Source organism: Flavobacterium profundi (assembly GCF_006491645.1).
In the GTDB taxonomy this organism is placed as follows: Bacteria; Bacteroidota; Bacteroidia; order Flavobacteriales; family Flavobacteriaceae; genus Flavobacterium; species Flavobacterium profundi.
The window spans coordinates 69,015-84,166 of the sequence record NZ_VDCZ01000007.1 but is presented as its reverse complement, the minus strand read 5'-3'; the positions used below and the strand labels follow the sequence as shown (position 1 = coordinate 84,166).

General features: G+C 30.2%; 13 protein-coding genes. 2 read left to right on the top strand and 11 right to left on the bottom strand.

The window, feature by feature from the left end; genetic code table 11:
- Positions 1-59: 59 nt before the first annotated feature.
- Genes FHG05_RS10390 through FHG05_RS10380 form a run of 3 tightly spaced genes read right to left on the bottom strand, consistent with a single transcriptional unit; the run spans position 60 to position 2,080 of the window.
- On the bottom strand, positions 60-725 hold the full coding sequence (locus tag FHG05_RS10390) for an aspartate kinase (protein WP_140997960.1): 666 nt from the start codon (positions 723-725) through the stop codon (positions 60-62).
- A 57-nt stretch (positions 726-782) separates the two neighbouring features.
- Positions 783-1,142: a YraN family protein gene (locus FHG05_RS10385; RefSeq protein WP_140997959.1), complete on the bottom strand. Its 360-nt coding sequence runs from the start codon at positions 1,140-1,142 to the stop codon at positions 783-785.
- Positions 1,143-1,183: 41 nt separating this feature from the next.
- The gene (locus FHG05_RS10380; protein ID WP_232338080.1) at positions 1,184-2,080 is read right to left on the bottom strand and encodes a S66 peptidase family protein; all 897 of its coding nucleotides are present in this window, start codon (positions 2,078-2,080) and stop codon (positions 1,184-1,186) included.
- 187 nt (positions 2,081-2,267) lie between these two features.
- Between FHG05_RS10380 and metG the strand changes: the two genes are divergently transcribed.
- A complete protein-coding gene (gene metG / locus FHG05_RS10375; protein ID WP_140997957.1) occupies positions 2,268-4,331 on the top strand; it encodes a methionine--tRNA ligase in 2,064 nt (687 codons plus the stop codon).
- A 2-nt stretch (positions 4,332-4,333) separates the two neighbouring features.
- Positions 4,334-5,779, top strand: a complete 1,446-nt coding sequence (locus tag FHG05_RS10370) for a hypothetical protein (RefSeq protein WP_140997956.1) — start codon at positions 4,334-4,336, stop codon at positions 5,777-5,779.
- Between the two features lie 46 nt (positions 5,780-5,825).
- On the opposite strand, the gene FHG05_RS10365 is transcribed toward FHG05_RS10370, so the two are convergent.
- The 8 genes from FHG05_RS10365 to FHG05_RS10330 form a co-directional block, all read right to left on the bottom strand.
- The gene (locus FHG05_RS10365; protein WP_140997955.1) at positions 5,826-7,007 is read right to left on the bottom strand and encodes a lanthionine synthetase LanC family protein; all 1,182 of its coding nucleotides are present in this window, start codon (positions 7,005-7,007) and stop codon (positions 5,826-5,828) included.
- Position 7,008: 1 nt separating this feature from the next.
- Positions 7,009-9,207, bottom strand: coding sequence for a peptidase domain-containing ABC transporter (locus tag FHG05_RS10360; protein WP_140997954.1), 2,199 nt, complete (start codon positions 9,205-9,207; stop codon positions 7,009-7,011).
- Positions 9,194-12,268: a lantibiotic dehydratase gene (locus tag FHG05_RS10355; RefSeq protein ID WP_140997953.1), complete on the bottom strand. Its 3,075-nt coding sequence runs from the start codon at positions 12,266-12,268 to the stop codon at positions 9,194-9,196. The genes FHG05_RS10360 and FHG05_RS10355 overlap by 14 nt, the downstream gene beginning before the upstream one ends.
- A 1-nt stretch (position 12,269) precedes the next feature.
- The gene (locus tag FHG05_RS10350) at positions 12,270-13,214 is read right to left on the bottom strand and encodes an LLM class flavin-dependent oxidoreductase (RefSeq protein WP_140997952.1); all 945 of its coding nucleotides are present in this window, start codon (positions 13,212-13,214) and stop codon (positions 12,270-12,272) included.
- Positions 13,211-14,344, bottom strand: a complete 1,134-nt coding sequence (locus FHG05_RS10345; protein WP_140997951.1) for a lanthionine synthetase LanC family protein — start codon at positions 14,342-14,344, stop codon at positions 13,211-13,213. The genes FHG05_RS10350 and FHG05_RS10345 overlap by 4 nt, the downstream gene beginning before the upstream one ends.
- 86 nt (positions 14,345-14,430) lie before the next feature.
- The gene (locus tag FHG05_RS10340) at positions 14,431-14,622 is read right to left on the bottom strand and encodes a class I lanthipeptide (RefSeq protein ID WP_140997950.1); all 192 of its coding nucleotides are present in this window, start codon (positions 14,620-14,622) and stop codon (positions 14,431-14,433) included.
- Positions 14,623-14,705: 83 nt separating this feature from the next.
- A complete protein-coding gene (locus FHG05_RS10335; RefSeq protein WP_140997949.1) occupies positions 14,706-14,891 on the bottom strand; it encodes a class I lanthipeptide in 186 nt (61 codons plus the stop codon).
- 47 nt (positions 14,892-14,938) lie between these two features.
- On the bottom strand, positions 14,939-15,121 hold the full coding sequence (locus FHG05_RS10330; protein WP_140997948.1) for a class I lanthipeptide: 183 nt from the start codon (positions 15,119-15,121) through the stop codon (positions 14,939-14,941).
- Positions 15,122-15,152 lie beyond the last annotated feature (31 nt).

Below are 15,152 nucleotides of genomic sequence, written 5' to 3'. Positions count from 1 at the left end.
GAATGGTAAAAATACACTTCTTTTTTTGATGTAAAAAAAAACAAGTATATTTTTCTCTTTTAGTCTTGAATGCTTTTTAAATCTTTAATTGCTTTGAATGCAATATCAATTTGATTGTCACTTACAATTATTGTAAACTCATTCGTCGTTGAAATTACTTCATGAATAATAATTCCTTCCCAAGCCAAACGTTGAAAAATATAGTAATAAACACCAGGGACTGAAACATTTTCTTGAGGTAATTTTACAGTAATTGAAGATAGATTTTCTATTTTATGGGTGATCTTCTCTGTTTTTAATAAATCTGCTACTAAATAAGCAGCTGAAGTACTGATAATTATATTGGACTCATTTACACCTCTTGAAGAAGTATAAAAAACATCTGATTCTTTATTAATTTCTGATAATAACTTTGCTTGATTGTCTAATAAAGTTTCCGAAATTGTAAATGCATAATCTGTTAAAGAAGAACGAACCGTAATTTCACCTGTATTCTTTAAAACTCTAGAAATTTTATGATTGATTTTAAAATCCAATTCTTCTGATAATCTTTTTAAAGACATAACAATTGCACCTTGTTTCACATCTTTTCCTAATTCTTTTTCTAAATAAGGCATCATTACTCTGGACAAAGAGGTTAAGTTAATTATGCCTTGAGATAGTGAATTCAACAAAAAGGGTTTTGACTTAATATATTGTTCTACAACAGAAGATATTGTTTTCATAAGTATTTGATTTTTTTACAAATATAATTAAAAAACACAAAATGTTATATTTATAACTTAAAAATAATAAAAAGCTTCTTCTATATGTTCTATAACAAAATCTGAATTTTCTTTGTGAATAGCAATAATATCAAAACGAATACTAACATCCATATCATGAGAAATTACATATTCATTTATAGCTTTTACTAATAATTGAATCTTTTTTGGTTTTACAAAGTCTTGAGGTAAACCAAAATCCAAACTAGATCTCGTTTTTACTTCAATTACAGCTAAAATGTTCTCTTTTTTTGCAATGATATCAATTTCGGCTTTATCATATCTCCAATTAGTTTCCAATAGTTCATACCCATTAGCTTCTAAATATAATACTGCTTTTTCTTCACCAATTCTTCCTAATTCATTGTGTTCCGCCATTTCTAAATGTTTTCATCAAAAATTTTAAATACACAAGTTCTCTATTTAAATTGTAGTTGAATCTCTTTATCGTTCACTTCAAACGAAACATGACTTCCAAAAACTAAAGTACGATTGTCTTTTTGATGACCTGCACAAAATTCAAAAGCAATTGGAATATTATATTCTTTCGCAATCGCTGTAATAATTTGCACTTCATTTTGTCCAAAAGGAATTTCGTTATCGTGCATGTCTCTCATACTACCCACAATGATTCCTTTAGCATTTTCAAAATAACCATTACGTTTCAAATTGTACATCATTCGATCCACATGATATAAATATTCATCCAAATCTTCAATGAAAAGAATTTTGCCCTGAGTAGAAATTGAAGAAGATGAGCCTAATAAACTATACAAGATGGAAATATTCCCTCCGACTAATTCTCCTTCTGCTTTCCCTTTTACATCATACGATTTAGAAGGGAGTGTATAATTTAATTTAGTCCCAAATAAAGCATCTTTCAAAGTTTGTTTTACTTTTTCAGGAGCATTTGGAACGGTAAAAGGCATAATAGAATGTAAGGTGGCAATTCCTAATGTATTTAAATGACTATGCAAGACGGTAACATCGCTAAAACCCATAACCCATTTTGGTTTTTTGGAAAATTTAGTAAAATCTAACAAATCGATAATTCGAACCGTACCATAACCTCCTCTTGCACACCAGATTGCTTTTACGTTGTCATCGTCCATCATTTGTTGCAAATCGGCAGCACGCTCCACATCTGTCCCGCCTAACTGACAGCTATCTAAACCAATCGTTCTTCCTAATTTTGCTTTTAAACCCCAAGATTCTAAAAGTTCAATTGCTGGTTTCGCCTCTTCTGGCATAAATTTTCTAGCAGTACATACAATGGCAACGGTGTCGCCTTTTTTTAAATAAGGTGGTAGTTTCATTTTTTGTTGAGAATGTGCGTATAATGATAAATAAAATAGTATTCCAAAATAAACAAACTTCATAAATTGTAAAAGTTTACTTCAAAAATACATAAAATAAAAGACAAAAATTCGTCAATTCATTCCTAAAGAATTATTTTTGCATGTTTTTCTGAGTGTTTTTCAGAATTTAAAATTCAATCTATTTATGTTAGAAAATCCAAAAAGATATACGATAACTGCTGCATTACCTTATACTAATGGCCCAATACATATTGGTCACTTAGCTGGTGTGTATGTACCCAGTGATATTTATGCTAGATATTTACGTTTACAAGGTAAAGATGTTGTTTTTGTTTGTGGAAGTGATGAACATGGTGTGGCCATTTCAATGAAAGCAAAGAAAGAAGGAATCACACCACAAGAAGTAATTGATAAATATGATGGTATTATTCGTCAGTCGTTTATCGATTTCGGAATTACTTTTGACAATTATTCCAGAACTTCCGCACCAATTCATCATCATACAGCACAGGATTTCTTTAAAAAATTATATCAAGAAGGGAAGTTTATTGAACAAACTACCGAACAATTATATGATGCTAAAGCGGATCAGTTTTTAGCCGATCGTTTCGTAACAGGGACTTGTCCGAAATGTGAAAACCCAGAAGCGTATGGAGACCAATGCGAACGTTGTGGTTCTTCACTAAATGCTACTGATTTAATTAATCCTAAATCAACTATTACAGGTGAAACTCCCGTTTTAAAATCTACAAAACATTGGTTTTTACCATTAAATGAATACGATGCTTTTTTAAGAGAATGGGTTTTAGAAGGTCATAAAAACGATTGGAAACCAAATGTATACGGTCAAGTAAAATCATGGGTTGATGGTGGTTTAGAGCCTAGAGCCGTAACTCGAGATTTAGATTGGGGAATCGATGTTCCAGTAGAAGGAGCTGAAGGAAAAAAATTATATGTTTGGTTTGATGCGCCTATTGGTTATATTTCTGCAACCAAAGAATGGGCTGCAAGAGAAGGTAAAGATTGGGAACCGTATTGGAAAAATGAGGAAACCAAATTGGTACACTTTATAGGAAAAGACAACATCGTTTTCCATTGTATTATTTTCCCGGTAATGTTAAAAGCGGAAGGTAGCTATATTTTACCCGATAATGTTCCGGCTAATGAATTTTTGAATTTAGAAGGAAACAAATTGTCAACTTCAAAAAACTGGGCGGTTTGGTTGCATGAATATTTACAAGATTTTCCAGATAAACAAGATGTGTTACGTTATGCGTTAACAGCTAATGCTCCTGAAACAAAAGACAATGATTTTACTTGGAAAGATTTTCAAGCGAGAAACAATAATGAATTAGCGGCTATTTTTGGTAACTTCATTAATCGTGTGGTCGTGTTAACCAATAAATATTATGATGGAATTATACCAACTCCAAATGAATTTACTGAAGTAGACGAACAAACTTTAACCGAATTAAAAGCGTATCCTTCTGTAATCTCAAGTTCTGTTGAACGTTATCGTTTTAGAGAAGCCTTAAGTGAAGTGATGAATGTAGCGCGTTTAGGAAACAAGTATTTGGCCGATGAAGAACCTTGGAAAATGGTAAAAGAAAATCCTGAAAGAGTAAAAACACAAATGTATGTAGCGTTGCAAATTGCTGCTGCTTTACAAACTTTATGCGAGCCTTTCTTACCTTTTACATCCGAAAAATTAAAAACAATTCTAAATACAAGTGTGTTAGATGTAAATTGGAATAGCATTAGTAAAAAAACAGATTTGCTTCCTGCTGGACACAAAATAGGAGAAGCACAAATCTTATTTGCACAAATTGAAGATGCCGAAATACAAAAACAATTGGACAAACTAGAAGCTTCTAAAAAAGCGAACCAAATAGCGAATGCTAAAGCAGAACCTCAAAAAGAAGTGGCTACATTTGATGATTTTACCAAATTAGACTTACGTGTGGGTACTATTTTAGAAGCTGAAAAAATGCCTAAAGCAAATAAACTATTAGTTTTAAAAGTAGATACAGGTATTGATGTTAGAACGATTGTGTCTGGAATTGCAGAACACTTTTCTCCAGAAGAAGTTGTGGGTAAAAGAGTGACTGTTTTAGCGAATTTAGCACCAAGAGCGTTACGTGGAGTTGAAAGTGCTGGAATGATTTTAATGACTAATACAGCAGAAGGAAAATTAGTTTTTGTAAATCCTGATACTGAAGGTGTTCTAAATGGAGCATTAATTAGTTAACAATGAGAAATAAATTAGTTATTGTAAACCTGTTGTTTCTCTTCAACATGTTTGTTTATGGTCAAGAATTTAATCATGCGTTTGATTTAAAGTTAAAAGGCAATAGAGATGTTTTCCAAGTAGTTGATTCTATTACCAATACTGTTACTATGTTTTTTAGTGATAAAGAAAAAGTAACTGCGATTCGTTTAAATCATGAGTTTCAAATTATTGATACCTTATCAGCTGATAGACCAGAATCGAAATATGAAGAGATTCTAGGTTATAATAGAAACGGAAATCAAATTGGGCTTATTTGGGCAAAATCAAATAAAACTGAAATTATAGAACAGGGTTTTGATTTTTCAGATAAAAAGATTGTTCAAAAAAAATTTTCTTTGGAATTGAAAAAACAAACTATATTACCTTCTGTCTCAATTAATGATTGTTTTTATTTGATGACTTGTAATAAAATTGATTTAACGATTAACCTTTATATTATTAAAGATGGTAAATTAGACATAAAAAAAATAAATTTAAAGGAGGAAACTTTTTATAACTCTTCAAAAAGAAGAACTCATATTTATGATCTTTTTACTGAAATTGTTTATCCAGAAAACATTTATTCAGAAATTCAAGTTATCACAAAAAATAATTTAGTTTCATTAAAATCTACTAGTGCTAAAAGGAAACTATATGTAAGCGATAATGAAATGATTTTTACTTTTGACAATCATTTAGATGTAACCCAATGTATTTTTATAAATCTTAACTCTTTTGACTATACGCTTAAATACTTTAAAAAGCCGAGTGTTCAAGGAGATGATTTATTTTTCAATTCCAATTCTTATATTTTTAATAATCAGATTTTTCAAATCAAAACAACGGAAGAAGAATTTTATTTAACTTTAAAAGATAGGGATGATAATTTGCTAAAAACACATCATCTAAAAAAATCGGATTCTCTTTATTTTAAAAATTCTCCAGTTTTTCAAGAAAATGGAGATTTTGGTGGTAAAAGAGAATTTGATAAAAGTTCTAAATTTATTAGAAAAATAAACAGTCTAAATTGTGGCTTAACTGTACATAATTTTAATAATAACTATCTTATAACAATCGGAGGTCTATCTACAACTGGCAAAATGACAACTGGTGTTTTTGTTGGAGGTTCAATGTTTGGTGCAACTGGTGCCCTAATTGGAGCTGCTTTAAGTCCTGCTTTAGATAGTTTTAATTCTTATGCAAATCAAAAAGTCGTTTATACAAATTGTCTTTTTGATAAAAGTTTAAACCACTTAGAGGGAGATGTACCTCTCTTTGCTTTTGATCAAGTAAGAAGTTACTTAGATGGCAATAAAAATTTGAAACTTAAAACGCTCTTTAAAGTTAAAGACGTCTATTATTTAGGGTTTTACCAAGACAAACAAAATCAATATTGTCTTAAAAAATTCGATGATTTAATAAAGTAAAATAAGAAAGGAATACAAAATTGTATTCCTTTCTTGTATTTAAAAATTACTTTTCATAATCTATAAATGATAGAAAGCCAAAATCTAAATTTTTCTCAAAATGTAATAATGCAGTTCCAATTCCAACAATTCCGTGGGAAAAAGACAACTGTGCATTTACATCAAATTTATTGAAAGTAGTATCAAAACCAGCCCATTGACTTTCCTGTATTTTATAATCTTCTGTTTTGGTATACCAATATTGAATAGCTTCTTCTAAAAAATTACTTTGGGTTTTTTCTTTCATCAATTTGAAAAAAGAGGCCACTCCTAAACTTCCATAAAATAAATTAGCATCTTTAATAATTTCCTTTTTATCATCTCTAATTTCGCTAGCTCTTGTTAAAGTTTTTAAAGCCAATGCTGCATACTCTTTCCAACCAAAAACATCAGCTGCTCGATGCAATACATAGGCTATTCCTAAATCACCATACATTAACCCAAAAGAGAAGGATTTTGCTTCTGAAACATCATCGGTACAAAAAGGGAAAATGACTTTTTTATTTTCAAACTGATGTGCTGTGGTGTAAAGCAAGGCTTTTTCTATAAGTTTTTGTACTCTTTCTTTTTGAAAATTAATTTGGTGCAAATTAATCAAACTATCAACGATTCCCATCACGCCATGTTTTACTCCTAATTCGATTAGCTTCTTACCTTGACGATCCACATTTGAAATCCAATAAATACCACCAGTTTCAGCGTCAGTCTGCGCTAATTTCTCTATTTTGTCGACCACGTCTGAGAAAAACAAAGTATAATCTTTCTTGCCATACTTCGTGCGTTGTACAAAATAATTGACATACTTTAAGATTCCTGTTACCGGACTCAAATTGTCTTCTTTTAAACTATCAACAAATAATTCTTCTAATATAGGATCATAACTTTCAAAATACATTTCTATGTCTTCTTGCTGCAGCAATCCATTGTCTACATAAAAAGTTAATAGTTTACCAATACTAATAATGTCTTCCACAATATTAGGCCCTTCATAAGAGTCGTTTAAGCCCTCAATGGCTTTTTCTAGAAAAGAGATACTTAAATCGGTATCTCCTAAATAATAATAAAATAAAGAAACCCCTGCTAAACCATTTACGACACCCATGGACGTAAAAATATGATGGTTGTCTTGAATAGCTTCTTCTATTTCTCTTACGATACTACTTTCTGTGATAATGTTATTTGTTTTCATGTTAACTTCCTAATTCTAATTGGTTTTTTACTAAACTAAAATAATCTCCTTTTCTTTCTACTAATTGTGCATGACTTCCCACTTCGCTAATTTCTCCTTTTTTCAGAACTACAATTTGATCGGCATGTTTTACGGTACTTAATCTGTGGGCAATGATTACCACTGTTTTTCCTTTGAAAAAATCGAATAAATTGTCGTGAATTATCTTCTCATTTTCTGCATCTAAAGCTGAAGTAGCTTCGTCAAAGAAAACATAATGTGGATTTTTGTAAACGGCTCTTGCGATTAAGATTCTTTGCTTTTGACCTCCAGAAAGACCACTGCCCGAAGCACCAATTTTGGTGTCATATTTCAATGGTAACGATTCGATATACTCTTCAATATTGGCAATTTGAGCGGCTTTTTTTAACCTGTCATAATCTATTTCTTCATCTGCTGTAGCAATATTCCTTTTAATGGAATCTGAAAAAATGAAACCGTCTTGCATTACAACCCCACAATTTTTTCGTAAATCTTTTGGTGATAGATTTAAAATATTCTGACCATTAAAACTAATATGTCCTGTTATGGAATCATAAAAGCGCAGTAACATTTTCATTAAAGTGGTTTTTCCGCTACCGGAAGCACCTACTATCGCAGTAATTTTCCCATCTGGAATATACATGTCGATATTTTTTAATACAAAAGGTGATCTTGGTCCTTCATATTGAAAAGAAACATTACTTAATTTAACTCCTGAATGAAGTGCACTTTTTAATTCTAAATTGGCATAGTTTTCCTTTTCTTCTGCTTGTTCGGTTTGAACTTCATTCAATCGTGCTAAACTCAATTTAGCATCCTGCAAAGATTTTAAGAAAGAAACCAATTGATCTACTGGTGAATTCATCATTCCAATAATATAAGAAACACTCAATAAAACACCTAGTGACATATCTCCTTGCACAACTAAAACAGCTGTATAAAAAGAAACACAGATATTTTTAATGTGATTGATAAAATTGAATCCAGAACTTTGAATTTGGTCTAATTTCAGGATTTTAAGATTAATTTTAAACAATCTATTTTGTACTTCTTTCCATTGATTGCATTTGTGTTCTTCGAAATTATTCAGTTTCATTTCAGAAACGCCATTTAAAATTTCATAAATCGTTTCTTGATTGTTGCTGTTTTCTACAAAACGATGATAATCTAGTATCTTTCTTTTCTTCAAAAAATAGTTGGACCACAAAAGAGATAAAACCGTTAATGAAACATAGATTAAAAGTACTTTAGGATTATAGTATGCTAATACAATAAAAAACACCGAAAAGGTAATGGTTGAAAAGAACGTAGCAATAGATTGAGAGGTTAAAAAATATTCAATTCTATCATTATCTTGTATTCTTTGCTGAAAATCACCAATTAATTTGGAATCAAAAAAACGTAACGGCAACTCCAAAATTTTGGTTAAAAACTCCGATATAATTTTGATACTGATTTTGGTACCCACAATTAGAAGCGACCAGTTTCGGAAAATTTCTATAATTATGGCTCCTAGATACAAACTCAATTGTGAAAAAAGAATCAATTGAATGTAATTGATATCTTTGTTCGATATTCCTTTATCAATTAAAAACTGCGTAAGGAAAGGAAAAATCATGTTGATTAAACTTCCTAATAACATCAAAATAAAAACAAGTCCCAGCTTCTTTTTATGCGAAACAAAGTATTTCAAAAAGAAGTTTAATGATATTTTTTCAGGTTGCTTGAATTCGGTTTTAAAGAATTTCTCTTTTGGTTTTAGAAAAAAGGCAATTCCGGTTTCATTTTCACCTAACCATGATTTTTTAAATTTTTGGTCGTTTAAATCGATAAATCCGTGTCCTGGATCGGCAATTTGCCATTTCTTTTGTCTGCTAAAAAAGCCTTTCCTTCCATATCCTTTGAGGACTACAAAATGGTTGTTGTTCCAATGAAGAATACAAGGAAAATTATAGTCTTCTACTTTTTTTAATTCCTCTATATCTAAGCTTGCAGAGAAGGTTTCAAAACCAAGTTCGGTAGCTGCTTCATCAATTCCTAGCAAAGAGACTCCTTCTTTGGTAATATGACATTTTTCTCTTAAATAATTTAATGAAATTTCTTTTCCGTAAGAATTGGCAACCATTCCTAAACAAGAAGGTCCACAATCCATTTTATCATATTGTCTAATAAGCTTCATCTGTAACTAGTTTTTGGTTATACTTTTTCATTCCAATTTCTTTGCTGTAAAAACGCTCTAAAATTCCATACATAATTAACTCATGTGATCTTGGATGCGCAGGAATAAATCGATTGACATGCATATGAATATAACTCCATAGTAAATCTGTCATATTAGTAGTTACCTCATCTACAAACTGAATTTTAGTTAATTGTGACAATCGCTCTTGATACAGTTCTTGCAAATCGGCAGGTGTTTCATGGAATAAATGAGTAAGTTCTTCTGTATGTTTTCTAAATTTTGCATTAATGTCTTTTCTTACCGATTTTACTTCACCATGTTCTACCCAAAAGCTGTGATACATTTTTTCTATGATTTGATGTCTTTCTTCAAGAGAAATTTGGAATGCATTGAAAAAATCGTCTATCGATTTCAAAATAAACAACCACGTACGGTTTTCATTTGCTTCTTTGAGGTATCGCATTAATTTCAGTGTAAAATCGGAATCAATTGAAAAAATATTTTCCGAATTGTCGATATTTTTCCAATGATATCTTTCAATTTCCCTTTTATAGGTGGAAACATCTAACTTCCAAACTTTTCCTTCATTTACTAATGTTTTTAACTCTTGATGGATTACTTTGGTTACCATATCATAGTTTTTACTGTCCGTTAAATGCAACCGCACTCTTAGGTGAAAATCAGGGTCAGTGTATCGGATAAAAAACCATTTGTCTATGATTTTTTGTTCGGTCAAAGTCGTCACAATTTTCTGTATGTTTTCCGTTAAAATAACATCTGAAATTACGCGACCCGTATAGAGTTTAAAGTACATCCATTCATCGCCATAGATAAAAGCTCTTTCTACATTTTGATTCTCTTTATCAGAAAAATTCCAAATTGTATCTAAAACATTGGCACTTCTTTGTGATTTTACAAAAGCAATGTTTTCATTAGCCACTTCATTCTCTTTATTTAAATCATACACACATTCTGAAATTTGTACAAAACCGTTCTTTTTTATTTCATTCCATAAAACAGCAAGAGTTACTGGGTTTTTTGTGTCGATAATCATTTTTTCTTCCGTACTTTCAACGATATAAACAAATTGAGGTACTTGTAACGTTTCTAAATGATTTTGCAAACCTTCTATCGACTTGTAGTTTTCTTTTTTCAAACGCCATTGTGCATTTCTAACTACCAATTTATCTCCAAAAACCAATCGCGGACAATAATCTAAATCATCAATATTAAAACCTCCAAAATTAATGGAGTAATCGATGTATCGATCTTGAATTTGTAAATCACATAATAAATGATAGGCTGGTAATGAGTTGAAATGAAAATTTTGAGCCGAACTTAAATAGGGAATTACTTCTTTTTTATATTTTCCAGAACGTAAGACAATTCTATTGTTTTTTATGCTAAGGTATAAATCATTAATATCTATTACTTTTCGCTTTCCAGAGGGTTTAGAAATTAAACTAATTTCTGCTTCTCTATCTACATTTCTAATTAATACATTTCCTGTTCGATTCGAAGGCAAATGGATGATTTCTGCGGTGATTCTATCTTTATTTACGGTTTGCTCAAAAGTGGTAATTTCATCAATTACTTTTTGCATTTGTGAGTCATTATTTCCAAAACGACCAATTAGGTTGGTTGCGGTTGCACCTGAAGCATATTTTAAATAGATTTTATCATTTGCATAAGTATACGCGATTGAAAAAGCACCATTTTTTATTGGTTTTTCATTTTGATATACATCTAGAGATACTTTATCCAAATCAATTGCTCTTTTATCAGCATTTTCCATGATTAAATTCAACCAAAAATTATTAATTTGAGGTTCAATTTTTCTATCAGTAACTCCTTTTTTCTGTGGAGCAATAGTAATATCGTCTAAAAGATCAGAGAATAAAACGTCTTCATTATATTGCGATAAGTATCCTATTCCTAACTCATTATCTAAAGCATCCATAAGTTTTACCTCTTGATCTTCATATCGATTGTAAAAATTTTGTTTGAAAATTTCCAAATTATTCAAACGCTTAATTTTACTATGAGAAATTTTAGATAATTTGCTTAAAAATTGTTGCAATCTTTGATTAATATCCTTTTCATTTGGCACAACATTATTGCGTTTTAGGTTGGAATTAATTACATATTTTTGTTCGTAAGGAATACCAATCTTATTCAATTCAGAAAAAACAGTATCATAAATGGCTTTAGAATTAAAAACATTATTATCTAATTGATTTAAAGCTGTATCTACATTTCGTAAGGCTTCAAAAATATTTTTTAACGAATCTTTCGTGTCAATTTGAGCTTTATTTTTTTCGTAAAAACCAACTATTTGCTGAATAAATTGAGGTTGGTTTAAACATACTTCTAGAGAAGAAAGATAAATTCCAGATTGAATTAATTCATCTAAGTAAGCTGTCACCTCATCTTCAGTTACACCTTCCACAAGATTTAAAATTTCATCTTTAAGTGCTGCTAGTGAAATTTCTTCTCTATCGTCTTGCAATAAATAATCCATTAATTCATCACTATCAATAGAAGCTAAAGTATAGCTGATTTTATCGTTGGCGTATTTGGGTTCAATGTATCTATATTTTTCACCTACTTTGTAAATAGAATTATTCTTTCTGTAAGTGACAGCGTTTTTTATGATCGAATCTTGATTCAGAAAATGTAACAATTTCAATAAGTATTCCATATCAAGATTAGAAAACCTTTCATATTCTTTTATATTTGATTCTTTAGGTTCGTCTTCCAATATTGAATAAGAAGTAAACAATCCAAAAGGAACCGTATTCGAAATTGCTCTTAAGTAATATTTTAGAATGGATTCATTGATTTTACCTCTTTCTTTGTCTGATTCAACTATTTTTTCCCACTCTTCATGTAAAACAGGTGATGCCAAATACACCGCTTCTGAAAATTTTTCATGATAAAACAGGGCATCGATAAAGGCATTTAACTCCTTTACTTCTGTTGGAATCGCTTTATATTCATTTAATGAAAAGAAAGGTATTCGAACTATTTTATTGGGAAATATGCTAATGTTTTTCATTTTAATAGATTTTTAAAAGTTTAGAAGAAACCGCTTCTTTCATGATTTTTAGGTGCTTTATCTTTTTCTCCAAATTATACTCTGTATCATAAATAATAAATTCATCTACTTGGTATTTTTGCTGAAGGTTTTCTAGGGTTTCCAGGAAATTATCCTCTGTAACTGAAAGTACTTTTATTCCTTCTTTGATGTTGGTTATTTCTTTTTCTTTTTCCAGTAGTTTTTCAGGAGAATCTGTAAAAGAAACAGCAATCGCTAGTGCTACTTCAGGATATTCATGATGTGTTGCGTAAAAATCTTCTCTATATTTTGTAAGTCCTTCGATATCAGGATCAAAATCAAAAACGTCTAATCCATGTAGTAAAGACCTACAGATGTTTAGTTTCTTTTGAACCGCCATATCTCGCATTCTATAACTGTTAGATAAATACCAAAGAGAAGGTGATACTCCTTTAAAAGGTGGAATTACAATATTTTTCTTTTCAAAATTTTCTTCTTCATTTTGAAGTAAATCACAAATACTTTCCAGATTACTCATGTAATTTCTGTTTTCGAAAGTTGGATTATCCAAATTGAAATAATTATGCAAATGAGAATGTTCCGGTCTTCCTTTAGACAAACCAAAGTCGATTCTATCGTTATAAATATTATTTAATAATTTATAGTTTTGGACCAAAGAATAAGGAGAATAATATCCTATTAATGACCCTGCTGATCCCACTCGTATTGTATTTGTCATTCCTGCAATTAAAGAAATTAAAATTTCAGGATTATTGTAAGGGTGGAGTGGATTCGATCGATGGTGTTCAGAAATCCAAAATCTTGAATATCCAATTTCATCAGCTGTACTTGCATAGGAAAAGATGTCTTCTAATCCATGAATAGAGTTTTTTTGATCGCTTATCCCAAACTCTAAAAGTCCAATTTTAATTTCTTCATTTCTCATAATAATACAATATTTGACCAGTTCGTATTTTTTTGTTCTTCAAACTCCAAAAGCGTTAGCGTAGTAGCTGGAAGATTATTTATAAAATCTAAAGGATGTTCTGTTATGGTATTGTTTTCTAAATAATGTAGCGTTTGCTGATACCAAAATTCGGAAGCTTCTTTAAATTTTGGGTTTCCTGTTTTTGTATATAAGTAGTTATAGCTTTTTAATACTCCAGAGCTGCCATAATAAAATCGATGATCCCATACTCGAGTTGAACTGGCATCGATTCTGTCTAGGCTTGTTAGGGCAATTTCATCTGCCATTTTTAGTAATTTTGGGTTAACCAATTCCTTTTTAAGCGAATAAATAAGTGTTGAAAAATTCACATCGCTGTTCGACCAGGCTAATACGGCTCTAAAATTTAACCCATTTGGAAATTCAGTTGAATTATGAATGCTTCTCGGTAAGAAATATCTTTTTTGGTTTATAAAAACCTCATTTTCATTGATATAATCAACTAATTTATTTAATATTTTTGTGGTAATACTAGTAGCCTTTTCATTCTCAATATCATTTAAAACTTTTACGATAGCACATAAACCATGAGCATATCCAATATGAATTCCTTCTATGTAGGTGTCATTATTATAGAATAAAAAAGAGGCATCTTCATCACATTTTTCTTGTATCTTTTGTAGAATTTCATCTACATAAACGGTTGCTTTTACGTGATTTAAATAATATAATATTCCAAATGGTCCTCTTATAAAATCATAATTTTGAGCCTCTAATAATTGCATGGCTTCCTGAAAAGCCATCGTATTGATTTGCTCTATTTCTTCTGTATAATCTTGCTGATCTAAGATGTGTTCTTCGATGAGCAAGCTTAATATGTATCCTAAACCACTCAATCCATCTTCTAATGAAGAAGACAACACTAAGTGAGATTGTTCGTTTTCAATATTTGAAAAAATAGTTTCAAGAGTAGCCTGGATTTTTTGCAAATATTTATCTTCTTTAAAGTGTTTATAAAGTGATAAATAATAGTATACAAGTCCCAATTTACCTGATAATAAACCATCGTTTATTAATTCTTCAGTATTTAAAGAATCTATTTTTTCAATTAATTGATACGCTATTTTCATGATTTTTGATTTTAATAAGAGAACCCAGGAATAGTAAATCCTTTATCTTTTTAAGAGAGAAGGATAGTTGTGATTTGTTGCAAAACTTAGCGGGTAAAATTTACTTGTTGATCTGCAGAACCATTACAAGTTCCATTGTTACAAGAAGAATTACATGTTAATTGTAAACATGAAATACTTTTTACTCCACCTCTTAAATTTGACATTTGAACGTCTTGAAGTCTAGTGATGGCTTCTTTATTCAAACTTAATCCTTTGTTTAATTGAATTTTTTTCATTTCTTTTGTTTTTGAAATTGGTTAAAAAACATAAGGGATTTTTAGATTAGGAAACAAAAATCCCTTTATGTTTTGTTGAATGATTAACGCTCTAAAACTTGATCTGCTTGAGCATTACAAGAGTTTTGGTTACAAGAGTTAGCACATGATGCATTAGCACAAGTAACACCTCTAACACCACCTTTTACGTTAGATAATTGATCTTCTTGTAATTTTGTAATTGCTTCTTTGTTTAAGCTTAATCCTTTGTTTAATTGAATTTTTTTCATTTTTGTTTTATTTTAAAAATTAATATTTGTTTTAATTACTTTAAAAATTATTGTGCAATTTGATCTGCTTGAGCGTTACATGAATTTTGGTTACATGATGCTGCACAGGAAGCATTCGCACAAGTAAATCCTTTAACTCCTCCTTTTACATTAGATAATTGATCTTCTTGTAATTTTGTAATTGCTTCTTTGTTTAAGCTTAATCCTTTGTTTAATTGAATTTTTTTCATTTTTGTTTTATTTTAAAAATTAATATTTGTT